Annotated in this window: 20 protein-coding genes; 12 read left to right on the top strand and 8 right to left on the bottom strand. The window is 73.6% G+C overall.

The genetic code is table 11. The annotated features are described in order from the left end of the window. The first annotated feature begins 43 nt into the window (after positions 1-43). Positions 44-3,001, top strand: a complete 2,958-nt coding sequence (locus IE244_RS23480; RefSeq protein ID WP_191875531.1) for a helix-turn-helix transcriptional regulator — start codon at positions 44-46, stop codon at positions 2,999-3,001. A 12-nt stretch (positions 3,002-3,013) separates the two neighbouring features. On the opposite strand, the gene IE244_RS23475 is transcribed toward IE244_RS23480, so the two are convergent. Together IE244_RS23475 and IE244_RS23470 are read right to left on the bottom strand one after the other, a co-directional pair. Further along, complete coding sequence (locus IE244_RS23475; protein ID WP_191875530.1) at positions 3,014-4,231, bottom strand: SGNH/GDSL hydrolase family protein; 1,218 nt, start codon at positions 4,229-4,231, stop codon at positions 3,014-3,016. A 384-nt stretch (positions 4,232-4,615) separates the two neighbouring features. Beyond that, the gene (locus IE244_RS23470; protein ID WP_191875529.1) at positions 4,616-6,397 is read right to left on the bottom strand and encodes a M4 family metallopeptidase; all 1,782 of its coding nucleotides are present in this window, start codon (positions 6,395-6,397) and stop codon (positions 4,616-4,618) included. A gap of 320 nt (positions 6,398-6,717) precedes the next feature. Here IE244_RS23470 and IE244_RS23465 point away from each other — a divergent pair, with 320 nt between their 5' ends. The 10 genes from IE244_RS23465 (at position 6,718) to IE244_RS23420 (ending at position 17,771) form a co-directional block, all read left to right on the top strand. Next, on the top strand, positions 6,718-7,884 hold the full coding sequence (locus IE244_RS23465) for a serine hydrolase domain-containing protein (protein WP_191875528.1): 1,167 nt from the start codon (positions 6,718-6,720) through the stop codon (positions 7,882-7,884). A 105-nt stretch (positions 7,885-7,989) separates the two neighbouring features. Further along, positions 7,990-9,276 carry a CAP domain-containing protein gene (locus IE244_RS23460; protein WP_191875583.1) on the top strand — a complete coding sequence of 429 codons (1,287 nt, stop codon included), beginning with the start codon at positions 7,990-7,992 and terminating at the stop codon, positions 9,274-9,276. A gap of 56 nt (positions 9,277-9,332) precedes the next feature. Beyond that, positions 9,333-10,010 (top strand): AIM24 family protein, encoded by a 678-nt coding sequence (locus IE244_RS23455; RefSeq protein WP_191875527.1) that lies wholly within the window; start codon positions 9,333-9,335, stop codon positions 10,008-10,010. A 178-nt stretch (positions 10,011-10,188) separates the two neighbouring features. Further along, the gene (locus tag IE244_RS23450) at positions 10,189-11,229 is read left to right on the top strand and encodes a tetratricopeptide repeat protein (protein ID WP_191875526.1); all 1,041 of its coding nucleotides are present in this window, start codon (positions 10,189-10,191) and stop codon (positions 11,227-11,229) included. Then, positions 11,226-12,245, top strand: coding sequence for a polyprenyl synthetase family protein (locus IE244_RS23445; protein WP_191875525.1), 1,020 nt, complete (start codon positions 11,226-11,228; stop codon positions 12,243-12,245). Before IE244_RS23450 ends, IE244_RS23445 begins: the two co-directional genes overlap by 4 nt. Positions 12,246-12,348: 103 nt before the next feature. Further along, the gene (locus tag IE244_RS23440; protein ID WP_191875524.1) at positions 12,349-13,317 is read left to right on the top strand and encodes a threonine/serine dehydratase family protein; all 969 of its coding nucleotides are present in this window, start codon (positions 12,349-12,351) and stop codon (positions 13,315-13,317) included. 204 nt (positions 13,318-13,521) lie between these two features. Further along, positions 13,522-15,090, top strand: coding sequence for a serine/threonine-protein kinase (locus IE244_RS23435; protein ID WP_191875523.1), 1,569 nt, complete (start codon positions 13,522-13,524; stop codon positions 15,088-15,090). Positions 15,091-15,139: 49 nt separating this feature from the next. Beyond that, a complete protein-coding gene (locus IE244_RS23430; protein WP_191875522.1) occupies positions 15,140-16,111 on the top strand; it encodes an LLM class F420-dependent oxidoreductase in 972 nt (323 codons plus the stop codon). 122 nt (positions 16,112-16,233) lie between these two features. After that, positions 16,234-17,283, top strand: coding sequence for a hypothetical protein (locus IE244_RS23425; RefSeq protein WP_191875521.1), 1,050 nt, complete (start codon positions 16,234-16,236; stop codon positions 17,281-17,283). A 62-nt stretch (positions 17,284-17,345) separates the two neighbouring features. After that, complete coding sequence (locus IE244_RS23420) at positions 17,346-17,771, top strand: SsgA family sporulation/cell division regulator (protein WP_191875520.1); 426 nt, start codon at positions 17,346-17,348, stop codon at positions 17,769-17,771. 42 nt (positions 17,772-17,813) lie between these two features. On the opposite strand, the gene IE244_RS23415 is transcribed toward IE244_RS23420, so the two are convergent. From IE244_RS23415 to IE244_RS23390, 6 genes are all read right to left on the bottom strand, one after another. After that, the gene (locus IE244_RS23415; protein ID WP_191875519.1) at positions 17,814-18,359 is read right to left on the bottom strand and encodes a DUF6328 family protein; all 546 of its coding nucleotides are present in this window, start codon (positions 18,357-18,359) and stop codon (positions 17,814-17,816) included. Positions 18,360-18,411: 52 nt separating this feature from the next. Next, positions 18,412-19,395 carry an aldo/keto reductase gene (locus IE244_RS23410; protein WP_191875518.1) on the bottom strand — a complete coding sequence of 328 codons (984 nt, stop codon included), beginning with the start codon at positions 19,393-19,395 and terminating at the stop codon, positions 18,412-18,414. A gap of 118 nt (positions 19,396-19,513) precedes the next feature. Next, a complete protein-coding gene (locus tag IE244_RS23405) occupies positions 19,514-20,524 on the bottom strand; it encodes an NADPH:quinone oxidoreductase family protein (protein WP_191875517.1) in 1,011 nt (336 codons plus the stop codon). A gap of 46 nt (positions 20,525-20,570) precedes the next feature. Next, positions 20,571-20,936, bottom strand: a complete 366-nt coding sequence (locus tag IE244_RS23400; protein WP_191875516.1) for a MerR family transcriptional regulator — start codon at positions 20,934-20,936, stop codon at positions 20,571-20,573. 65 nt (positions 20,937-21,001) lie between these two features. Further along, positions 21,002-21,601, bottom strand: a complete 600-nt coding sequence (locus IE244_RS23395; RefSeq protein ID WP_191875515.1) for a TetR/AcrR family transcriptional regulator — start codon at positions 21,599-21,601, stop codon at positions 21,002-21,004. Between the two features lie 4 nt (positions 21,602-21,605). Further along, positions 21,606-23,090 carry an MFS transporter gene (locus IE244_RS23390; RefSeq protein ID WP_191875514.1) on the bottom strand — a complete coding sequence of 495 codons (1,485 nt, stop codon included), beginning with the start codon at positions 23,088-23,090 and terminating at the stop codon, positions 21,606-21,608. 491 nt (positions 23,091-23,581) lie between these two features. Here IE244_RS23390 and melC1 point away from each other — a divergent pair, with 491 nt between their 5' ends. Then, the gene (gene melC1, locus IE244_RS23385) at positions 23,582-23,962 is read left to right on the top strand and encodes an apotyrosinase chaperone MelC1 (protein WP_191875513.1); all 381 of its coding nucleotides are present in this window, start codon (positions 23,582-23,584) and stop codon (positions 23,960-23,962) included. Positions 23,963-23,965: the final 3 nt, after the last annotated feature.

The raw sequence follows: 23,965 nt of genomic DNA, 5'->3' as shown, positions 1-23,965 counted from the left end.
ACCACGGGACGGGATCTGGGGTTCTCCGTGTCAGGATGGGGGCGTGTCACAGATCGCCTTCAGTGCGCCGCCGTTGATCGGGCGGGACGAGGAAACGGCCCGGCTCATGGGCGTGCTGGAGCGTGCCCGGGGTGGTGTGGCCCGGGCGGTGCTGGTCGCCGGGGACGCGGGCGTGGGCAAGACGCGGCTGCTGGACGAGGTCGCCGGGCGGGCGACGCGGGCGGGGACGACCGTGGTCACCGGGCACTGTGTGGACCTCGGCGACGTCGGCCTGCCGTACCTGCCGTTCACCGAGATCCTCGGCGCGCTCGCCGCTGACGGGCGCTTCACGGCGGTACTGGCCGCGCATCCGGCGGCGGACCGGCTGCTGGGTGCGGGCTCGGACCCGGCGGGCGGGCCGGACGGACGACTGCGGCTGTTCGAGGACGTCGCCGGGCTGCTGGCCGAACTGGCCGCCGTGGCACCGCTGCTGCTGGTCCTGGAGGACCTGCACTGGGCCGACCAGTCCTCGCGGGACCTGCTGCGCTTCCTGCTCAGCCGCGGCGTGCTGCAGCGCACGGGCGGCGGCCCCGACCGGCGCCTGGCGATCCTCGCCTCGTACCGCGCGGACGATCTGCACCGCCGCCACCCCTTGCGTCCCCTGCTCGCCGAGCTGGTGCGGCTGCCGGCCGTGGAGCGGCTGGAGCTGCGGCCGCTGCCGGACGGGGAGGTCGCGCGGCTGGTGCGGGCCCTGGAGGACCGCCCGCTGCCCGAGGCCGTCGTACGGGGCATCGTGGCTCGCGCGGAGGGCAACGCCTTCTACGCGCAGGAGCTGTTCGCGGCGGCCGGCGCGGACGCCGACGGGATGCCCAGCGGGCTCGCGGACCTGCTGCTCATCCGGGTCGAGCAGCTCGCCGAGACCGCCCAGCAGGTGCTGCGGACCGCCGCCGTGGCCGGTCGCCGCGTGGAGCACGAGCTGCTGCGCGAGGCGGCCGGGCTCCCCGAGGACCAGCTGGAGGCGGCGCTGCGCGAGGCCGTCGGACGGCAGTTGCTCGTCCCCGGGGACCGCGACACCTACGCCTTCCGCCACGCCCTCACCCGCGAGGCGGTCTACGCCGACCTGCTGCCCGGTGAGCGGTCCCGGCTGCACGGCGCGTACGCCCGGCTGCTGGCCGCCCGCGGCCACGTCCCGGAGACGGCCGCCGAGCGCGCCCACCACTGCCGGGAGAGCCACGACCTGCCCGGGGCGCTGACCGCCTGTCTCGAGGCGGCCGACCACGCCCGGCGGCTGGGTGCCCCGGCCGAGGAGCTGCGGCACCTGGAGACCGCGCTGGACCTGTGGCCGACCGTGCCGCCCGAGGCACGGCCGAGCGCCGACGGGATCGCCCCCGTCACACTGACGCTGCGGGCCTCCGCCGCGGCCGCGCGGGCCGGGGACTCCCATCGGGCGGTCTCCCTCAGCCGGGCCGCGCTCGCCGACGTCGGCCAGGACGCCGACTCCGCGCTCGCCGCCCGGATCCGCTACACCCTCGCCGGCAACCTGCTCAGCGTGGACCGGCTGCGGGCCGCCTTCCAGTACAGCAGCGAGGCGCTGGCGCTGATCCCCGCCGAACCCCCGTCGCGCACCTGGGTGTGGGCGGTGGCCACCCACGTCATGGCGGCCCGTCACCTCGGCGCCGACGACAGCGTCCTGGGCGTCGCCCACCGCGCCCTGCGCGTCGCGCAGGAGCTGGGCCTGCCCGACGCCCAAGCCGATCTGCTGATCTCCCTGGCCAATCTGGAAGGCGGCGGCCGGCGCTCCGCCGAGGGCCAGGAGAAGCTGCGGCGCGCCCGGGAGCTGGCGCGGTCGGCCGGGCACGGGCCGGTGGAGATGCGTGCGCTGTTCAACGAGGCCATCAGCCGTCTGGAAGCGGGCGAACTCGACGTCTGTCTGCCCCTGCTCGCCGAGGCGCTGGAGCGGGCGCGCCGAACCGGGCTGCTGTCCTCGCCGTATCCGCTGGAGATGCGGTATCTGCAGCTGCTGGCGCTGTACACGCTCGGCCGGTGGGACGAGTGCCTGCGCGCGGCGTCCGAGGCCGCGGCCGTCCTGCCCGCGACGGGCGGCTTCGCGGCGGGGCCCGCGTTGTACGTGGCGGTGGCGCGGGGCGACTCCGGGGCCGCCGAGCGGGCCGAGGCCCTGCTGCAGGGCCCGTTCAACTGGATGGGCACCCTGGTCGCCGGCATCGTCCGCACCGACGCCGCCGCGCAGCACGGCGAGCCGGAGGCGGCCGTGGAGCGGATGCGCGACGCACTCACCGCGCTGGCCGACGACTCCGGGCGGCGGCCCGACGTCACCGTCCGGCTCGCCGCGCTCTGTCTCACCGCGGTGGCCGACCGGACCGTGGAGCTGCGGCGTGCCGGGGACGAACCGGCCCTGCGCCGCTGGGTGGACACCGCCGCCGAGCTGGTCGAACAGGCCCGGGCCTCGACCGCGGGGGACGAGCAGGGCCGTCCGCAGGGACCGGAGGGCCAGGCCTGGCTGGCCCGCGCCGAGGCGGAGTGGGCGACGGCCGGGTCCGGTCCGGATCCGGCCGCCTGGGAGAAGGCGGTCGCCGCGTTCTCGTACGGCGATGTGTACGAGCAGGCACGCTGCCGGCTGCGGTACGCGGAGGCGCTGCTGGCCGTGGAGCGACGCGCGGAGGCAGCGGAGCAGGCGCGTGCGGCGAGGGCCACGGCGGCCGCGCTGGGCGCGGCACCGCTGCTGGAGCGGATCGACGCGCTCACCCGCCGGGGCCGCCTCGCCCCCGCAGCGGCCGGCGCCGCGGCGGCGTCGCTGACCGCCCGGGAGCAGGACGTGCTGCGGCTCCTCGCGCGGGGCCGCAGCAACCGGCAGATCGGCGAGGAGCTGTTCATCAGCGGCAAGACGGCGAGCGTGCACGTGTCGAACATCCTGGCCAAGCTGGGCGCCGCGAGCCGTACGGAGGCGGTGGCGCTCGCCTACCGGCGCGGGCTGATCACCCCGGAGCCGACCGGGTCGGGGTGACCCGGCCCCCGGTCAGCGGGCACAGCGGAGGCTGCGCAGGTCGACGGCGTCGGCCAGTGCCTGCATGCCCTTGTCGTCGGGGTGGAGGTGGTCGCCGCCGTCGAGGGACGGCAGCAGCCGAGCGGGGTCGCGGGGGCTGCGCAGGACGCGGTCGAAGTCGGTGACCGCGTCGAAGTCCCCGCCGGTGCGGATGTACCGGTTCACCTCCCGGCGCACGGCGTCGGCGGCGGGGTCCCACTCGGGCCAGCCCTCGAACGGGCCGATCGTGGCGGCGACCACGCACTTGCCCGCCGCGTGCACCCGGTGGGCGATCCGCCGGTACCCGGCGATCAGGTCCTGCGCGGTGACGCCGGTGTGCGCCTTGACGTCGTTCACCCCCTCGAAGAGGAAGACGGTACGGACCCCGGGCAGGGACAGCACGTCCCGGTCCAGCCGGTTCAGGGCGCTCGGCCCGGCGCCGTCCGCGAGCACCTGGTTGCCCGAGACGCCCTCGTCCGCCACACCCTGGACGGATGCGTGGGCGGTGTTCAGGCGCCGGGCGAGGTAGTCGGGCCAGCGGTGGTTGCGGTCGCCGGTGGAGGCCCAGCCGTCGGTGATGGAGTCGCCGAGCGCGGCGACGGCTCCGGTGTCCGCGCGGGACGGCCGTACGGACACGGCGTCCAGGTACCACCAGGAGCCGGTGGTCGCGCCCCAGTTGGTGGCGCCCTCCTCGCCGGTGTGGTCGCCCGGGCCGGTGTACGACGTCTGCATCGCCATCCAGTGGCCGGTCGCCGGGCCGGCCGCGTCCGGGGTGTGCAGGCTGACGGCCAGGTCGCGGCCGGCCGGCCAGCTGCCGGGCAGCGGGTCGCTCCAGGCGACGGCGCCCGCGGGGACGGTCACCGTGCGGGCGCCGCCGAAGGTGAGCCGCCGGTTGCTGCCGGGGCGCAGGGCCGCGCCCCGGCCGCGCAGACCGGCGTAGGCGCTGTCCAGGGTCAGCGGCCGGTCGCCGAAGGCGTTGGTGACGCGCACGCGCAGGCCGGTGCCGCCGACGCTGGTGTGCACGATCAGCCGGTAGCCCTGCCCGGCGGTGCCCGCACCCATGCGATCGGCGCTCGACGCCCAGGTGACGACCCCGGACGCCCGTTCGGCGGACGGGGGCGGGGCGGCCGCCCGGGCGGCCGGGGACTGGCAGGCGACGGCCGTGAGCAGCGCGGCGGCGACGCGGCAGCCGCGTCCGAGCCGGCCGGTCATCGGACGAAGTCCCGGAGTGTGACGGACCCGCCGGGTCGCCTGCGGACCGCCCGGGACGTGCCTGCGTGTCCCACGGAGGTCATGGTGCCGCCGTCGCAGCGATCGCGCACCTCGGTGGGTTCTGCGTCCCGAAGAGCGGCGAGAGGGGGCGGTGGGTGCTCTCGCCGAGGGTTGTCCGGGGACATCCACTCCTCCAGCCGGCCGGTCCTGGGTGCCGAGTTCCGCGGCCGCCGTGCGGTGGTTGCCGAACCGCGCCCACACCAGTTCCTGAGCATAGGTGATGCGAACCTCGGCGCGCGCGTACACCTCCAGCGGCCCGGACATGCGGGCCCGGACATGCGGATGCCCCGCGCGGGGCGGGGCATCCGGTGGTACGGCCGTCCGTCAGTGGGCGGCCGGCGTGTTGGCGGCGGTGACGTTGACCGCGGCCCACGCCTTGTCCACCGTCTTGTACTCGGTGCTGTTCGCGCCGTACAGGTCCTTGGCCGCCTTCAGCGTCGCGATGCGCGCGTCGTGGAAGTCGGTCGTGGAGACCATGTAGCGGGTGAGCGCCCGGTAGAAGATGGCGGTGGCCTTGGTGCGGCCGATGCCCTTGACCGTGGAGTGGTCGTAGGTGGGCGAGTCGTAGTTGACGCCGTTGATCGTCTTCTTGCCGCTGCCCTCCGCGAGGAGGTAGTACGCGTGCGAGGAGACACCGGAACCGGCGTGCACCTCGGCGCCGTACACGGACGGCGACCAGTAGTCGATCGTGCCCTCGAGCTTGTCCAGCGACGGGTGGTCGAGGCGGCGCAGGAACTTCTGGGCGAGGCCCAGCTTCTCGCCGATCAGGTAGTCCGGCGTGTCCTTGGCGTTCTTGGCGTAGAACTCGACGTTGGAGCCGAAGATGTCCGCGAGGGACTCGTTCAGCGCGCCGGGCTCACCGAACTGGTTGCCGTCCCGGTCGACGTGGGTCGGCTCCAGCTTGGCGGTGGCGTCCACCACGCCGTGGGTCAGCTCGTGACCGGTGACGTCCAGGACGACGAGCGGCTTCTTGAACATCTGGCCGTCGCCGTCGCCGTAGAGCATGCAGTTGCAGGTCGGGTCCCAGAAGGCGTTGGCGACCTTCTTGCCCCAGTGGACCATGCCCTGGGCGGCCTTGCTGTTGTTGGCTATGCCCTTGCGCCCGAAGGTGCTCTTGTAGAAGTCCAGCGTCTTGGTGATGCCGTACTGGGCGTCCGCGGCGGCGCTGGCACGGTTGGCGGTCGTGCCGTTGCCCCACACGTTGGTCGTGCTGGTGAACTTCGTGCCCGAGCTGAACTTCTCGGTGTACGAGCCCTTGGCGTCGCGCGTCTCGGTGCCGTACCGGCTCGGGTCCTTGAGCTGGTAGTGGCCGCGCGAGGTCGCCGTGGTGGTCAGGCCGACGCTGCCCACGAAGAGGGTCTTGCCGGTGCCCTGGGCGCTCGACGGGTAGCGCGTGGCACCGGAGGCGCCGGAGCCGAGCAGGCCGGCCGCGCCGGCGGAGCCGCTGCCCGTGGCCGGGTCGATCGTCTCGCCGTGCTTGCGCAGGCTGTCGAGCAGCTTCGGCGACAGGAACTCGTCGCTGTCGGGCGTGTTGCTGCGCACCTTGCCGGTGACGGCGTCGACGACGACGGTGTTGGAGCCGCCCTCGTCGGTCACGGTCACCTGGTAGGCGAGCGCGGAGGCGCCGTCGCGCGCGTCGACGACGAGCTGGGCGGTGCCCGCGTCGCCCTTGGCGGCCTGGGCGGCCTTGGCGGCGGCCTGGTCCGCGGTCAGCTTGGCCTGCGTGGTGGCCGGCTTGACGGCGTGTCCGGCCGCGCGGGTCACCCCGGCGAAGGCCAGCTTGTGGTCGAGGTGGACGATGAGGTCACCGCCGAGCACGGGCATGCCGTCGTGCGTGCGGACGAACCGGACGTGCCGGGCGCCCTCGGGGTCGAGCATGACGTCCTGGGCGTGCAGGTCATCGCCCTGGGAGACGCCGGTGGCCGAGGCGTGGGCGAAGGCCGCGGTGCGCGCCGCCTCCACCACCGCGGTGGCGTTCGTGGTGGCGGCGGCCGTGGACCGCTCCGCACCCGTGGAGGGACCCGCGAAGGCCGTACCGGCCAGGCCCGTGGCGGCGGTGGTCACCGCGATGGCGACGGCGACGCCGCGTATGTGCGGTCTACGCACTGATCAGGGTTCCTTCGTTCGAAGGCAGCCGGGATCACCAACCGCCTTGCGGCGTGACGCGATTGGGCGTCACGGGGGCTGGTCGGGCCCCGTACCGCCACCCTTGCGGATCAGTCATGTGCACGTAAAGGTGGAATGATCGATTTCGCGACCTTCTAGGGCAATCCTTTACAAATGCGCGCCACAGAGTGATCAGGAGCTGACCAACTGTGTGTCGGCTGTGGAGACGTCGTCTCCATCCCCTAGGTTCCAGGGCCGGAATGTGACCGAAGTCGCATCAAGGACCGTATGGATGCGCATCGCTGAAAGAGAGTCCCGGAATGGTCTCAGCAACGGTGGCACGGGGTGTGGTCCTCGGGGCGGTCGCGCTGTCGCTCCTGGCGGTCCCGGCGCGGGCCGCGACCGCCCGGTCGGACGCGCCGGGGCCAGCGGCGTCGCTCCCGGCTCCCGACACCGTGGGCCTCGACGCGGCACTGCGCTCCGCGGTGGACCAGGGCGCGCCGGGCGCGCTGGCCCGCATGGACGACCACGGCCGGACGTACACGGCGGCGCGCGGAGTCGCCGACCGGACCACCCGGCGGGCCCTCACCGCGGACGACCGGTTCCGCGTCGGCAGCGTCACCAAGACCTTCTCGGCCGTCGTCCTGCTGCAGCTCGTCGACGAAGACCGGCTGGCGCTCGACGCCCCGGTCAACCGGTACCTGCCCGGGCTGCTGCCGGACGACCGGATCACGGTCCGCGACGTGCTGAGCCACCGCAGCGGCCTCTACGACTACACCAACGACCTGTTCGCCGACAGCGTGTCCGGCTTCGAGGCGGTGCGGAACAAGGTCTTCACCTACCGTCAGCTGGTCGGCCTCTCCCTGCAAAAGCCCCTCACCCACGAGCCCGGCACCGCGTACTCCTACTCCAACACCAATTTCGTGGTGGCGGGGATGCTCATCGAGAAGCTCACCGGGCACGACGTGCGGACCGAGTACGAGAACCGCGTCTTCAGGCCGCTGAAGCTGCGGGACACGTTCTACGTCCATCCCTCGACGGTCATTCCGGGCCGGTACGTCCGTGGGTACCTCACACCGGACCAGAGCGGTGAGCCGTTGGTCGACGCCACCGACCAGACGGTGTCGTGGGCGCAGAGCGCGGGGGCGATCATCTCCAGCGCGCGGGATCTCGACACCTTCTACGGCGCGCTGCTCGGCGGCAGGCTGCTGTCCGCCGCGCGGCTCGCCGAGATGGAGCGGTTCACGCCGGTCGACGGCACGACGGCGTACGGGCTCGGGCTGCGGCGGCGCCACCTGTCGTGCGGGGTGTCCGTGTACGGGCACACCGGGGTGGTGCAGGGGTACTCCACGTACGCCTTCGCCACGAAGGACGGTGCGCAACGGCTCACGGCTGTCGCCAGCACGTCCAACAACAAGAAGGTGTCGGACGCGTTGGCGGGGGCCCTGGAGGCGGGGTTCTGCGGGAACTGGGCGGGCAAGGGGTAGAAGGGCGCCCGTGGAACCTTCCGGCACGTGCCGGGCGTTGACCCGTGTGTGACGAGCGAGCTGGTACCCGGGGGCAATCTGGCGCTGCCCCTCGGCGTGGTGCGGATGCGGGTGGCGGGCGGCTTCGATGTGTCCGCTCTGGTCACCGGGGCGGACGGCAGAGTCGCGTCCGACGCCGACTTCGTGTTCTACAACCAGCCTCAGGCGCCGGGTGTCCGGCTGCTCGGTGACACCCTGACCGTCGAGCCGGCCCGGCTGCGCGGCGGTGCGTGCCGGGTCACGGTCGTGCTGAGCGCGGCCGAGCCGGGTACGCCGCTCGGGCGGCTGCCCGCTCCCCGGCTCGACGTCACCGACGGATCCGGGCGTTCGGTGGCCCGGTTCGCACCGCCGCGTCCCGGCCCGGAGACCGTGCTGCTGCTCGCCGAGCTGTATGTGCGCCCAGGCACCGGCTGGAAGGTGCGGGCGATCGGGCAGGGGTACGCGGACGGGCTGGCCGGACTCGCGCGGGACTTCGGGGTGCAGGTCACGGACGACGGCGCAGCGCCGGCCACCGCCGCGCCGGGCGCGCGCGGCCACGCGGCACGGCCCACGGTGACCGAAGTCCGCGCGCCGCACCTCGGCGAAGGCGTCCCGGACGACTTTCTCCGTCTGGTCAACTCCCGCGCGCAGGCCGGTCGCCCGGCCGTCACCCTCGACCCGCGCCTCGGTGCCGCCGCGCGGTCCCACGCCCGGGCCATGGCGGACGCCGGACGGCTCGGCGGCGAGGGGCCGGACGGTGTCTCGGTGCACCAGCGCATCACCGGCGCCGGATACGCGTACGTCACCGTCGGCGAACACCTCGTCTCCGGTCCGCGCACCCCGGCCCGGTTCGTGGACTACTGCCTGCGGTCACCGGGACCCCGGCGCACCCTGCTCGACCCGGCCTTCCGGCACGCCGCCCTGGCCCACGCCGACGGCGGCGACCGGTACTGGACCGCGCTCTGGGCCGCTCCCCTGACCCCGGACGCGCTGTCGCGCACGGGCGCCGAGGTCCTCGCGCTCACCAACGCCGAGCGCGGCCGGGCCGGCCTGCGCCCACTGGCGGTCGACCCGCTGCTCACGGCCGCCGCCCAGGCGCACTGCGCGGACATGGTGGCCCGCGACTTCTACGCCCACGTCTGCCCCGACGGCTCCCAGCCCTGGGACCGGGCCCGCGCCGCCGGAGCCTCCAGGCGCACGATCGGCGAGAACATCGCCTGCGGCCAGCGCTCCCCCGCCGAGGTCGTGGACGGCTGGATGAACAGCCCCGGTCACCGCGCCAACATCCTCAAGCGGGACTTCGGCCACCTGGGCGTGGGCTTCGCGGGCGGCGGCCGGGCGGGCACCTACTGGGCCCAGCTCTTCGGTGGCTGACCGGTCACGTTCCGCGATCTTGGCGGAATGGAACCCTCCGGGACACCATGCCCCCCATGAAGGGTGATCTCTTTTCCAGTGAGCACATGGTGCAGCCGGCCGTCGAGCCCGGCATGTCCGTCGAGAACGCCAAGTGCGTCAAGTACGCCGTGAACGGCGAGATGTACGCCCGCCAGGGCGCGATGGTCGCGTATCGGGGGGACCTGAAGTTCGAGCGCAAGGGACAGGGCGTCGGCGGCATGCTCAAGCGCGCGGTCACCGGCGAGGGCCTGCCCCTCATGGCGGTGCGCGGGCAGGGCGAGGCGTGGTTCGCGCACGAGGCGCAGAACTGTTTCATCGTCGAGGTCGAGGCCGGCGACCAGTTCACGGTCAACGGCCGCAACGTGCTGTGTTTCGACGCCTCGTTGTCGTACGAGATCAAGACGGTCAAGGGCTCGGGCATCGCCGGCGGCGGCCTGTTCAACAGCGTGTTCACCGGGCAGGGCCGGCTCGGCCTGGTCTGCGAGGGCAATCCGCTGGTCATACCGGTCTCCGCGCAGTTCCCGGTGTACGTCGACACGGACGCGGTGGTCGGCTGGACGGCGCACCTGCAGACCTCGCTGCACCGCTCCCAGTCCATCGGCTCCATGCTGCGCGGCGGTTCCGGCGAGGCCGTGCAGCTGATGCTCCAGGGCGAGGGCTTCGTCGTGGTGCGCCCGAGCGAACTGACTCCGCAGAAGGCACAGCAACACTGAACCTTCACAGGGCACCCGGTGGAACCTTCACAGGGTGACCCGTACCCCAGGGGCAACCCCCGTCGACGTGCCTGCGTCTTGATCGACAACAGACCGACACGCCCCGGTCTTCCGGCCGGGGCATATTCCGAGATACCTATGCACGCGATGTATACACGGCGTGTATAGAAAGGTACGCATGTACGGCAAGGCTTTCGCCCCGGAGTACCAGGGCGCACTGACCACCCTGTCCGTGAACTCCTCGCTGGTCGACGTGCTGGCGGAGGGCACCGAGAAGCTGCGCGAGGCCGAACGGTCCGGGCGGCCCGCCGAGGCGGCCCGCTGCGGACTGGCCGTCGCCGAGGCGCACCGGCGGCTCGGTCACGTGCAGGACGCGGACCGCGCCTGGAAGGCGAGTTACCGCGCCGCCCGGGAAGCCGGGGACACCGCCGCGATGGCCTGGGCGCTGTGGAGCGGCGGCACCCTCGCCCGGCAGCGCGGCGCCTTCCCGCTGGCCTGGCGGCTGCTCGGGCTCGCGGCGGAACTCGGGGAGCGCGGCGGCGACATCGTCTGCCGGGGCTACTCACTGGCCGGCCTCGCCGAGACCGGCCGGATCCAGGGCGACTACGCGGCGGTCGGCCGGCTGCACGAGCAGCTGCTGGCCGAGGCACGCCGGCGCGGCGAGGCCCGGCACACGGTGTGGGCGCTGGAGGGCATCGCGCAGATGCACCGCAACACCGGCGACCACGACCGCGCCTACGCGCTGTTCGAGGAGGCGGCGGAGATAGCCGAGCGGGCGGAGGACCGGCGCGGGCACGCCTGGGCACTGCGCGGACTCGCGGACATCCTCTCCGTGCGCGACAAGGACACCGAAGGGGCGCTGGAGCTGCTGTCCCGTGCGGAGGCGGGCTGCCGGGCGATGAACCTGTCCAGCGCCCTCGCCTACAACCACAAGATGCGCGGCAACGTCCTGTACCGGGCGGAACGTTTCACCGAGGCGCGGGAGCTGTACGAGCTGGCGCTGGAGGAGTTCCGGGCGATGAGCGAGCCGCGGGGCGAGGCGCTGGCCCGGCTGGGACTGGCCAAGTCGCTGGCGCAGCTGGGCCGTGACCGCGCCGAGACGGCGGCCGAACTCGCCGACCTCGCCCGGACGCTGGAGCGCAGCGGGCTGAAGCACGCCCGGGAGATGGTGGCCCGGGCCCAGGAGGAGTTCGGCCTCGGCGCGGAGGTCGCCAGGTGAGCGCCGTACAGGCTCCGCCGTCCGCTCCTGAAGTCCTCGCCCGCTGCCGGGACCTGGTGCGGCCTGCGCTGCGGGATGCGGTGGGGCGGCTGCATCCCTGGGTCGCCGAGATGGCGGCGTACTCCTTCGGCTGGTGCGAGGTCGGCGGGGCCCCCGCCGCCGCGCCGGGTGGCAAGGGCGTGCGGCAGGCGCTGGCGGTGCTCGGCGCCGAGGCGGCGGGCGCCGACGGGCGGGCCGGCATCCCGGCCGCGGTCGCGGTGGAGCTGGTGCACGGCTTCTCGCTGCTGCACGACGACATCATGGACGGCGACGCGACCCGGCGCCGCCGCCCCGCCGTGTGGAAGGCCTACGGCACCGGTCCCGCGGTGCTCGCCGGGGACGCCCTGTTCGCGCTGGCGGTGGAGACCCTCTCCGTCGCACCGCGGGGCGCCGGCGCCGTGCGGCTGCTCTCCGCGGCCCTCGCCGACCTGGTGCGCGGGCAGGCCGACGACCTTCTGTTCGCCACCCGCCCCTGCACCGGCCCGGAGCGCGTGACGCCCGAGGAGTACCGGGCGATGGCGGAGGGCAAGACCGGTGCGCTGCTGGGCTGCGCGGCCGCGCTGGGGGCGGCGCTCGGCGGGGCGCCCGAGGCCACGGTGGGCGCGCTGGACCGTGCCGGACGGCATCTCGGCGTCGCCTTCCAGCTGGTCGACGACGTGCTCGGGATCTGGGGCGACCCGGCCGTCACGGGCAAGCCCGTGGGCGGCGACCTCCGGGAGCGCAAGAAGACCTATCCGGTGCTGGCCGCGCTCGGCTCCCCGGCGGCCCGCGGGCTTCCCGGGCTGCTCGGCGCGCCGGAGCGGGCCGAGGAGGCCGCCGCGCAGATCGAGGCGGCGGGCGGCCGTACGGCGGCACTGTCCGAGGCCCGGTCGCACACGGCCGCCGCCCGGGCGCTGCTCACGGGGGCGCCGCTGGCCGCCGAAGCCGCCGGGGACCTGTTCCGGCTGCTGGACCACCTGGTCCACCGCGAGCTGTGACCGTCCGCGCGCCCGGGGTGAAACCGTGTTGACCTCCACGGTCCCGGCGGGTCAGGGTGCGGGGGGCGCGGTCCACACCCCCGCGCCGGAAGGGTGGAGCACCTTGATCGGCATCACGGAGATCGAAGCCGCTGCGGAGCGGATCGCCGGGCATGTCGTACGGACGCCGACCGTCGCGAGCCCGGGTCTGACCGCGCTGCTCGGCGTCCCGGTCACGGCCAAGCTCGAACTGCTCCAGCGCACCGGCTCGTTCAAGGCGCGCGGGGCGACGGCGAAGCTGCTGTCGCTGAGCGAGGCCGAACGGGCGGCGGGCGTGGTCGCGGTCAGCGGGGGCAACCACGGGATCGCCCTCGCGGTGATGGCCGCCGCCCTCGATGTGAAGGCGACCGTGGTGATGCCCCGTACCGCGCCTGCGCGTTCCGTCGAGATCGTGCGGGAGGCCGGGGCGTCGGTACGGCTGACCGACGGCATGGACAGCGCCTTCGAGCTGGTGACGCGGCTGCGGGACGAGGGGCTGACCCTGGTCCACCCGTTCGACGACCCGGTGGTGATCGCCGGACAGGGCACGGTCGGGCTGGAACTGGCCGAAGACGTCGCGGACGCCGACGAACCGACGGACGTCGTGGTCAGCATCGGCGGCGGCGGGCTGATCGCCGGGATCGCGGCCGCGCTCGCCGCCCGACGCCCCCGGGTGCGGGTGTGGGGCGTGGAGACCGAGGGCGCGCAGGCCATGTCCGCGGCGCTGAAGGCGGGCGGACCGGTGCCGGTGCCCCTGTCGTCCCTGGTCACCACACTCAGCGCGCCCGCGGTGTCGCAGCTGACGTACGACCATGTGTCCGCGCTGGTCGAGGAGGTGCTGGTGGTCCCCGACCGGGAGGCCGTGCAGGGCTCGCTGGACCTGGCCGACCACGGCAAGGTGTGGGCCGAGCCGGCCGCGGGCTGTCTGCTGCCGGCGGCCCGCGAGGTGGCGGCACGGGTCGGCGACGGCGCCCGGATCGGCCTCGTGGTGTGCGGGGGCAATACGACACCGCGCGAGCTCACCGGCTGGGCGGAGCGGTTCGGACTGCTGTGAGGCCGGCCCGCACCGGGCACTTACCGTCGGTTACCCACAGGTCGAACGACCATCGGGTACGGCCATCCCAAACTCGCAAGCCCTTTCGAAGAGTTGAATAAAAGGCAGGAACGCGGCCCAGGTCACGGTTTCTTTGAACGCATCCCGGCGCACCCCGCGTACCTCTGTGAGACACACGACACACAACAGGGGTTCCAGCGAGGGATGACCATGGTCAAGGCGCACGTCTCCGCACACGAGTTGGTCGCCGGACGCTACCGGCTCCTGGAGGTCTTCGCCCGCGAGACGAACCGGCTGTGGTGGTACGCCGAGGACGTGGCGGCGGAGCAGCCCCGGCTGGTGGCCCAGACCGCCCTGCCGGAGGGGTCCGCCGAGGACACCGTGCGCCGGGTCACGGCCCGCCTCATCCGCACCTCCGAGACCATGCGGCTGCTGTGCCCCGGCCAGGTCGCCGCGGTCGTCGACGCGGTGGTGGAGACCGGCACCCTGTGGACGGTCACCGAGTGGATCGACGGCACGCCGTTGTGCGAACTCCTCGACCGCGAGGGCGCGTTCCACCCGGTGCGGGCGGCCCGGACCGGCCTGGAGCTGCTCGACGTGCTCCAGGCCGCGCACGACGAGGGCATCACACACGGTGAGCTGAGCCCGGGCCAGGTCTTCGTACGGGACAGCGGCCCGGTCGTCGTCACCGGCTTCGGGCTCGCCGGCGCGACCCTCGTGCCGCGGCTGACGGCGCCGTCGTACGCCTCCCCCGAGCAGGCCCGCGACGAGCGCATCGGGCCGGCCGCCGACCTGTGGGCGCTGGGTGCGCTCCTGTACACGATGGTGGAGGGCCGGCCGCCGTTCCGGGACCGCGGCCGGCCCGACGCCACCCTGAAGGCCGTGGACCGGCTGCCGCTGCGCACCCCGCTGCGCGCCGGCCCGCTCACCCAGTCCGTGCAGGGGCTGCTGCGGAAGAACTCGCGGGAGCGGCTGACCCGCCCGGTCGTCCGTGCGGCCCTGCTCCGGGCCCTCGACGAGGACGCCGACGCCGACCGGCAGCCGGCCCCCGTACCCCGGCTGCGCGGCGCGTACGCGGGCGTGCGCCTCGCCGGACGGGAGCACGGCAGACGAGCTCTGGCGGCGGGTACCGCGCTGGCCGCGCTCACCGTCACCGCCGCCGTCCTGGCCGCGACCCACCAGCTGCCGGGCACCGGAACCGCGCAGACACCGGACCACCCCTCCGCCACGGTCACCCCCACCGGCAGACACACCGGCGGCGGGGGCGGGACGCCGTCCGCGAGCCCCACCCCGAGCAGCCCGCCCGCCCTGCCGGCCGGCTACCACCCCTACACCGCCCCGGAGGGCTTCTCCGTGGCCCTGCCCGACGGCTGGCGGCGGCTGACCACCTCCCGCGTCAGCGGCGCCTACCGCGTCACCTTCGGCCGGGACGCCACCTCCCCCACGCTGGCCGTCACGCACAGCGAGCACGTGGGCCCGGACCCGGTCGCCGTCTGGCGGGACGACGTCGAACCGGATCTGCGACGGCTCCCCGGATACGGCCGCGTCGGCACCGTCCGGGCCGCCACCTACCAGGGGCACCGGGCCGCCGACCTGGAGTGGCTGGCCGGGTCGGGGGACGCGCGGGTGCACACCTTCGGGCGCGGTTTCCTGACGGGCGGCGGCGACGGCTTCTCCCTGCGCTTCACGACTCCGGCCGCGACCTGGGACGACGACGCCAACCGGCTGGCGCTGAAGACGTTCCTGCAGACGTTCCGCACGCCGGCACACTGACCGGCGTCCTGGTCCGTTTTCGAGCCGCCGACCCGGGGACTCGCCCCTTATGGTGCAAATCGGATACACGATGATGACCGAGCAGGCCGGCCCCCGGGACCTGGTGGACCACGTGGTGCGGGCCGAGGAGACCGGCTTCGACTTCTCAGTGATCTCCGACCACTACTTTCCGTGGCTGCGTTCGCAGGGCCACTCCTCCTACGCGTGGAGCGTGCTGGGCGCCGCCGCCCAGGCCACCTCGCGGATTCCGCTGATGACCTACGTCACCTGCCCCATCCTCCGCTACCACCCGGCGATCGTGGCGCAGAAGGCGGCCACGGTGCAGCTGCTGTCCGAGGGCAGGTTCCGGCTCGGACTGGGCGCAGGCGAGAACCTGAACGAGCATGTGGTGGGCGGCGGCTGGCCCCCGGTGGACGTGCGCCACGAGATGCTCGAAGAGGCCGTCGGGGTCATCCGGGCGCTGTTCGAGGGCGGCCATGTCACCCACCACGGACCGCACTACGACGTGGAGTCGGCCCGGCTGTGGGATCTGCCGGACCAGCCGCCGCCGATCGGCATCGCCGTCTCCGGCGAGCAGTCCTGCAAGCTCGCCGGGCACCTCGCCGACCTGGTCATCGCGACCGAACCGAAGCCCGGGCTGCTGGAGGCCTTCGACCGGCACGGCGGCAGCGGCAAGCCACGGGTGGGACAGCTGCCGGTGTGCTACGACCCCGACCGGGACACGGCGGTCAAGCGCGCCCACGCGCAGTTCCGCTGGTTCGGGCTCGGCTGGAAGGTGAACGCCGAACTGCCCCACCCCGACTCCTTCGAGGCCGCGACGCAGTTCGTGACCGAGGACGACGTCGCCTCCTCGATCCCGTGCGGCGACGACCCGGACGTCTTCGTGGAGGCCGTACGGCCCTACGCCGAGGCCGGGTTCGGCGAGGTCGCCCTCGTGCAGATCGGCGGCGACGCACAGCCGGAGTTCCTGGACTGGTCGGCGAAGACCCTGCTGCCCGCGCTGCGGGAGGCCCTCGGCTGACCACGTGGGCCGAGGGACACATCACGACGCGGGACACCACCGCCTGTGCGTCGCTATAGGCTTTCCTGTCCGCATCCGCACCCGGGTGCGGTCCCTTGAGCATCCTCGCAGGAGAGTCATCCGTGACCCTGGTCATCGAGCCGTCCGAGACGTCCGCCCCGGCCGCGCCGCCCCTGTCCGACCTGGTGGCGCGCGACGCCCGGGAGTTCGGCGGCTACGCGCGCACCGGCGGCTGGGCCTTCGCGCTGATGGTGGCCCGCAGCGTCCGGCCGGGCGGACAGCCGGCCGGTGCGACGCCGAAGGTGTCCGCGAAGGAGTTCGCCCAGCTGGCGGGCTGCTCCCCGGAGCGGGTCATGCGCTACTACAAGGCCTGGGACCGGGCCGCCGACGACGGGCTCGTCCCGCACTTCGAGACCCTTGAGCCGGGTCAGGAGGTGGACCTGCCGGACGCGGACGTGTGGCTCGGCTACTACGTCTCCCGCAACAGCGCGACCTCCGAGCGCGGCACCGCGATCGCCGAGGCCGCCGAGGCCGAGGGCATCCGCCCCACCAAGGCGCTGGAGGTCGCCGAGAACCCGACCGCGCTGCGCGCCGCGATCCTCGCCGACCCCTCCACCGCCCGCGCGGCCCGCTCCGCCCTGCTGGACCGGCTCCGGGAGGACCCCGGGCTGCAGGCGGAGCTGGCGCGTGACGTCGTACGGACCGACGACCTGAAGAAGGCCGTCGCGACCGAGAGCCGGGCCGCCGACCGGATCGGCTACGTCCGGCAGATCGCCGAGTCCGGACAGATCCGGACCCCGGCCGGGCAGACCGTCGAGGCCCCGGCCGAGCTGCGCGAGGAGGCCGAGCGTCATCTGTCGCTGATCGACGAACTGGAGGACGGCGAGGACACGGGCGAGTGGGCCACCGAGGCCTACGACACCATGAAGTCGCTCGTCGTCGAGGCGGTCGAGGCGGACCCCGAACTGCGCGTCCAGGAGCGCCGGACGAAGTTCTACAGCAGCCTGCAGAAGGCGACCAGGGCCTTCGAGGAGCTGACCTTCGACGACGCCCGGGACTTCTACGAGGACGACATGGTCCGGCGTCTGGAGGAGCTCCAGCAGGCCATCGGCAGCTGTCTGACCGCGCTGCGCGGATCCGGCGGGAACGCGGGGAATCAGTCTCACGGGTGAGCATCCCGGGCCCCAGGGGGGTACTAGAGGGCTCTACGCCGATTGTTGCCGGAGGCCCTCGCATGACCTCGTTCGTGCACAAGACGCTGGTGGTGCAGCTGCGCGCGGAAGGCACCGGCCGGTGTCCCGTGCTGGCCCATCTCAGCTACGACGCCGACGACCCGTTCGCCGTGACCGCCGTGTTCGGCCATGACGGCCGGGTGCTGGCCTGCTGGCGGCTGGACCGGGAGATGCTCTCCGACGGTCTGGTGCGGCCGGTCGGCGCCGGGGACGTACGGTTGCGGCCCACCGCGACCGCCGCGTGGCACGAGCTGCGCATGGAGTTCCTCGGGGACGCCCGGCCGGACGGCACCCGGCACCGCGCGGTGGTGTTCGCCTGGGCACCCGCGGTCGCCGCGTTCCTGCGGGAGACCCATCGGATCGTCCCGCCGGGGCGGGAACGCGTCCCGGTCGACGAGCTGCTGGCCGAGATCCTGTCCGCGGGCTGAGCGGCCGCCCCGCTCCCGCGTCCGGCCCCGACCGCTCCGCTCCTACGTCCGGTCCCGGTCGGGGGCGCCGCCGGCCGGCCCCGCGCCCGCGGCGCCGTCGGGCGAGCGGGTCGTGTGCCGGTGCCGGGCCCACAGCGGCAGGCCGTACCAGCACACCAGGTACCAGACGACGACAGCCCCCACCAGATACGGCACATAGCCGTTGTGGGTGGCCACCCGCAGGATCAACAGCAGGGAGGACGCCATCGTCACCAGGAGCATGACCAGCCCGACGAACGTCATCCGGGACGCCAGCCGCACCGCCTGCGGCTTCACGCGGCGGCCGGACACCAGGCGGTGCAGGGACACCGGTCCGATGAGGGCACCGGTCGCACAGGCGCCGAGGACGACGGTCACGATGTAGATGACCTGGTCGGTGGGGGCGAGCTGGGCGTACTTGGGCTGGAAGACGACGGTCAGCAGGAAACCGAACAGGATCTGCACGCCCGTCTGGGCGACGCGGACCTCCTGGATGAGTTCGACCCACATCCGGTCGGCCCGCTCCTCCTCGGTCTCGTTGCGCCCCCTGCGCCGTCCTTCCTCCGTCATGCGGTGCGTGTAACCGCGCGGCCGTTCGTTCAAACGGCGCGTGCTCCCCCGGCTACCAGCGGTGCTCGACCTGGTCCTTGATCCGCCTCTCGTACAGCTCGCGGATCGCGGTGAAGGTCTCCTCGGGCAGCGGGGGCAGCTTGGCGGCGGCCGCGTTGGCGCGGGCCTGCTCGGGGGTGCGGGCGCCGGGGATCACCGTGGTCACGCCGTCCTGCTCGACGATCCAGCGCAGCGCCAGCTGGGCCGGGGTGTAGCCCTCGGGGGCGAGCGCGGCGAACTCGGCGGCGGCCTCGACACCGGTCCCGTAGTCGACACCGGAGAAGGTCTCGCCCTGGTCGAAGGCCTCCCCGTGCCGGTTGAAGGTGCGGTGGTCGTTGGCGGCGAACACCGTGTCCTTGGTGTACTTGCCGGACAGCAGGCCGGAGGCGAGCGGCACACGCGCGATGACGCCGACGCCCGCTTCGCGGGCCGCGGGCAGCACCTCGTACAGGGGCTTCATACGGAAGGGGTTGAGGATGATCTGCACGCTCGCCACGTTCGGCCGGGCGATCGCGGTCAGCGCCTCCGCGCAGGTCTCCACGCTGACGCCGTAGGCCGCGACGCGCTCCTCCTCCACCAGGGTGTCGAGGGCGTCGAACACCGCGTCGCAGGAGTAGACGGGCGTCGGCGGGCAGTGCAGCTGGACCAGGTCGACGCGGTCGACGCCGAGGTTGCGCCGCGAACGGTCGTTCCAGGCGCGGAAGTTGTCCAGGACGTAGTTCTCGGGGATCTGCTCGACCCGGCGGCCCATCTTGGTGGCCACCAGCACGTGCAGGTCGGGCCGGCCGCGCAGGAACGAGGCGATGGTCTCCTCGCTGCGTCCGTCGCCGTAGACGTCGGCCGTGTCGAAGAAGGTGACCCCGGCCTCGGCCGCCGCCTCCAGGACGGCCAGGGCCTCCTTGTCGTCCACGTCACCCCAGTCGGCGCCCAGCTGCCATGTGCCGAGACCGACCACCGATGCCCACTGACCCGACCTGCGGATTGCGCGTTCGTCCATGCCGCCAGTCTGACATCCGGCACCCGACCGGGCGGAAGCGGCCGCTCCGGTGGGCGAGCCGTGCACCGGACGCGGCGCCGTGCACGCCATCGCCCTGCCCGGCAGGACACTTGGTGCCTCACAGGTGTTCCTGGCGCCAGGGATCAAGGGCGTGCTTGCCTCGGGTCCGGCCTGCTGCGAGCTGCCGGAGCACCGCCGGCCCCGCGGCCAGGGGATGCACCTCGGGGGTGCCGGGCGGGTACACGCCCTGGGCGATGAGGGCCTCCAGCTCCACGACCAACGACTGGTGGAGGGACGGTGCCTTGTCCGCCAGCGCACCGATGTGCAGGCCCTTGACCTGGACCTGGTGGGTGAAGACCAGGTCGTGCGTGGTCAGCGTGGCGTCGCCGGAAGCGGCACCGAACACGACCACGCGCCCGGTGAAGGGCTTGGTGACCGACAGACTGACGCCGAACGTGGCCTGTCCCACCGATTCCAGGACCAGGTCGACCCCGCCGGTCAGGCGGGTGATCTCCTCGGCCAGATCGGGGCGTGCGCTGTCCAGGACCGCGTCCGCGCCGAGCGCCTGGACGGTGCTGTGCTTGGCCGGTGACGCCGTGGCGATCACGCGTGCGCCGTAGTGTCGGGCGAGGCGGACGGCGGCCTGCCCCACCCCTCCGGCCGCGGCATGGACGAGCACCGCCTCACCGGTCCTGACATCGCCCAGCGGCTTCAGTGCGGCCAGGGCGGTGGCCCAGTTCAGCACCAGACCGAGGGCTGCGGCGTCGCTCCAGCCGGAAGGCACGGGGAGTACGCCGGTCGCCGGCATCGTCATGTACTGCGCGAAGGCGCCCGGGCCGGCTCCGACGACGTGGGTGCCGGTGGGGAGCGGGCTCTCGACGCCCGGGCCGGCACCCACGATCTCGCCGGCGGCTTCGAAGCCCGCCGCATAGGGCGCCCGCGGGCCTCCCTCGTAGGTTCCGCGGCTCTGCATGACGTCGGCGAAGTTGACCCCTGCGGCGCCCACGCGGATCAGGTACTCGCCGGGGCCCGGGACGGGACGCCGCCGATCGGTCGTGAGGGTCAGGTCCTTCGGTCCCTGGTGTGAGTGCTGGACCAGTGCGCGCATCGTCTGCTCGTCGGTGTTCATGCGCCGACCGTAGGAGTCTCACACTTACGTCAAGGTCAAGTGGGCCTCATGGGCCGGCGCGGCGGGCCTTCTGCAGGTAGGCGTCGAGCGCCGCCTGCTGATCGCTGAGAACGGCGATGCGCGCGGCGAGCCGATCGCGGAAGTCCTGCACCTCGTCCAGGAACCGGGCGCACACCGCGTCCGTGTCCCCGTCGGATCCGTCGGTGAGGCCGGGCAGCGCGTCCCTGATCAACCGCACGGGGAGGCCGGAGTCCAGCAGCGAGCGGATGACGAGCACCCGGTCGACGGTGGACTGGCAGTAGTCGCGGAACCCGTTGCCGCACCGGCCGGGGACGATCAATCCCTCGTCCTCGTAGTGCCGCAGCGAGCGTGCGCTGACGCCGCTGAGCCGGGAAGCCTCACTGATCTTCATACCCTGAGGCAACGTCCGGGCGCACCGCGGTCTTCCAGCGCTCGACGCCCGGCAGCGGGACCGTGTCAGGTTCCGGGGGTCAACTGGGCCTGTACCAGCGGTCCGTAGCGGTCGGCGATGGCGTCGATGTCGCTCTCGCGCAGGTGCGGGCCGCGCGCGATGCCGTACATCACGCCGAGGCCGACGAGCGCGGCGACGGCGAGTTCCGCGCGCAGCCCCGGGTCGGGGCCAGTGAGCCGGGCGGCGAGCCGTTCGGTCACCTGGGCGCGGAAGTTGGCGCGCAGGATGTCGCCGTGGTCGCCGTGCAGCGGGGCGAAGGCGATGCGCAGCAGCGGGTCGGCGCCGCGGTCGCGCTGGCTGGACAGGACGTGCCGGGCCATGTGCTGGCCGAGGCCGGACAGCGGGGCGTCCAGCAGCGCGTCGGCGTCGGTGGCGAAGGACATCACGCGGGCGAACAGGGCGTCCCGGTTGCCGAAGTACTTCACGATCAGCGGCGGGCTGACGCCGGCCCGTTCGGCGACGGCCTTGAGCGTGATGTCGGCGTGCGCGTGCCGGGCCAGGAGGTGGCGGGCGGCCTTGAGGATGGCGGCCTTGGTGTCCTCGGCGTCCCGGCGTGCGGGTGCGGTCGGGTCGGTGGGGTCGGTGGGGTCGGTCCGGGTGTTCACGTCCTCATGCTCCCTCCATCGCCTCGGCGCGGGTGCCCCGGGTGGCGCCCTCGGCGCGGCGGGTGCCGTCCGAGGGGCCGTCGCCGGGTATGGAGAGGGCGGCCGCGCAGGCGGCGAGGGCGACGGCGCCCGCCATCGCGAAGGCGAGCAGGTAGCCGTGCAGGGTGGGCACCTGGGCGCCGGCCACGGGGCTGCTGTGGTGGACGAGGACGACGGCGACGGCGGCGCTGGAGGTGGCCTGGCCGATGGTGCGCATCAGGACGTTGACGCCGTTGGCGGAGGCGGTCTGCGCGGCCGGCACGGCCCGCAGGATGAGGGTCGGCAGCGCCGAGTAGGCGAGCGTGGTCCCGGTCGCCACGACGGTGGCACCCACGATGATCATCCACAGGTCCCGGCTGTCGGCGACGCGGACGGCGTAACCGCAGGCGATGACGGCGGCGCCCAGCGCGAGGGTGATCCGGGGGCCACGCGCGGCCGAGATACGGGCCGACAGCGGCGAGAACAGCAGCATGGTCACGCCGCCGGGCAGCAGGCACAGGCCGGTGGCGACGATCGACAGGCCGAGGCCGTAGCCGCTGGCCTTCGGCGCCTGTACCAGCTGGGCGGTGACCAGGGAGTTGGCGTAGAAGGCGAACCCGGTCAGCAGGGCGGCCACATGCGACAGGCCCACCCGTGGCCGGCTGACCAGCCGCAGGTCGACCAGCGGCCGTTCGGCGCGCAGCTGCTGCCACCACCACAGGGCGAGGACGAGTGCGGCCCCGAGGAACAGCCCGAGGACCCGGGGGCTCCCCCAGCCCCAGGTGCCGCCCTGGGAGACGCCCAGGAGCAGGCAGACCAGGCCGGTGGCGAGCCCCAGCGCGCCCAGCACGTCGAACCGGCCGGCCTCGCGAACGGGCGACTCCTTGACCGCCCACCAGGTCGCCGCGACACCGAGCGCGCCGAGGGCGCTGGTGAGCCAGAACATGGTGTGCCAGTCGGCGTACTGGACGACGAGTGCGGCGAGTGGCAGGCCGAGCGCGGCGCCGATGCCGACCGTGGAACTCATCAGCGCCACGGCAGAGCCGCGGCGCTCCGGCGGGAGTTCGTCGCGCAGGATGCTGATCGACAGCGGTACGACGGAGGCGGCGGCGCCCTGGAGCGCGCGGGCGGCGATGAGCACGCCGATGTCGGAGGACAGCGCGCACATGACCGAGCCGACGGTCATCAGCACGAGCGCGCAGGTGAGCACCCGGCGCTTGCCGTACATGTCGCCGGCCCGGCCGAGGACGGGGGTGAGGACGGCGCCGGAGAGCAGGGTCGCGGTGACCGTCCAGGAGACCGCCGCGGGCGAGGCGCCGGTGAGCCGGGGCAGGTCCGGAAGCAGGGGGACGACGACGGTCTGCATGACCGCCATGAGGATGCCGCCCGACGCCAGCACCGGGATGGTGAGCCGGTTCCGCAGCGGGATCGGTCCGGCCGGGGGCGGGGGTGTCGGGGCGGTCTTGTCCATCGGCGCTCCTGCGGGCGACATGACGGCGAGGTGAATGGCAATTCACCTTATCGAGTGAATGGCCATTCACCAACATTCCCGGTCACGTGCCGTGAGCGCTCGGTGCCGCGGCGGGGAGGGCGGGGTGAAGCGGGCGCAACGAGACGGGCACGATCACGGACGGGACACCCGGCCACTCGGAGCGGCCGGGTCACCCCGCAGAGGCGCGGCGTCCACGTCGCCCGATCGCGTCAGTTTGGCGTGGTGAGCCGGACCACTCGGACGGACCGCGGGCGAGAAGGATCGCCGGAAACGCGGCCGGCACGGCAAGGAATTCCCCGTTCCGGAGCGGATCACCACCCAGGCGCGGCAAGATCATCTTCGTTCAACGCTGTACGACATGTAACCAATTGTCCGGATCACAGCCAACCGGTTCCGGGGGATTTCTTCCCGTCACCGAGCCCCCGATAGGCATGCGTCGTCACCACAGGAACACCCTCCAGGAGGACCGCATGCCCGACCTCACCCGGCGCCGCGCGCTCACCGCGACGGCAGCCCTCGCCGCGACGGCCACCGTCACCGCCCTCGCGGCGCCCGCGGCCTCGGCCGCGGGGCACGACCACACCATGCCGATGCCGGACACCTTCAACGAGGTCTACAAGGGCCGCCGGATACAGGGCCGTCCGATGAGCGGAGGCGGCCACCACCACGAGCACGGCGGCGGATACGAGGTGCTGATCGACGGCGTGCCGCTGCACCTGATGCGGAACGTCGACGGCACCTGGATCAGCGTCGTCAGCCACTACGACCCGGTGCGCACCCCGCGCGCCGCCGCCCGCGCCGCGGTGGACGAGCTGCAGGGCGCCGCGCTGCTGCCCTTCCCCGCCAACTGACCG

Source organism: Streptomyces filipinensis, assembly GCF_014649495.1.
Lineage (GTDB): Bacteria > Actinomycetota > Actinomycetes > Streptomycetales > Streptomycetaceae > Streptomyces > Streptomyces filipinensis.
This window is presented reverse-complemented; position numbering and strand designations above follow the sequence as displayed.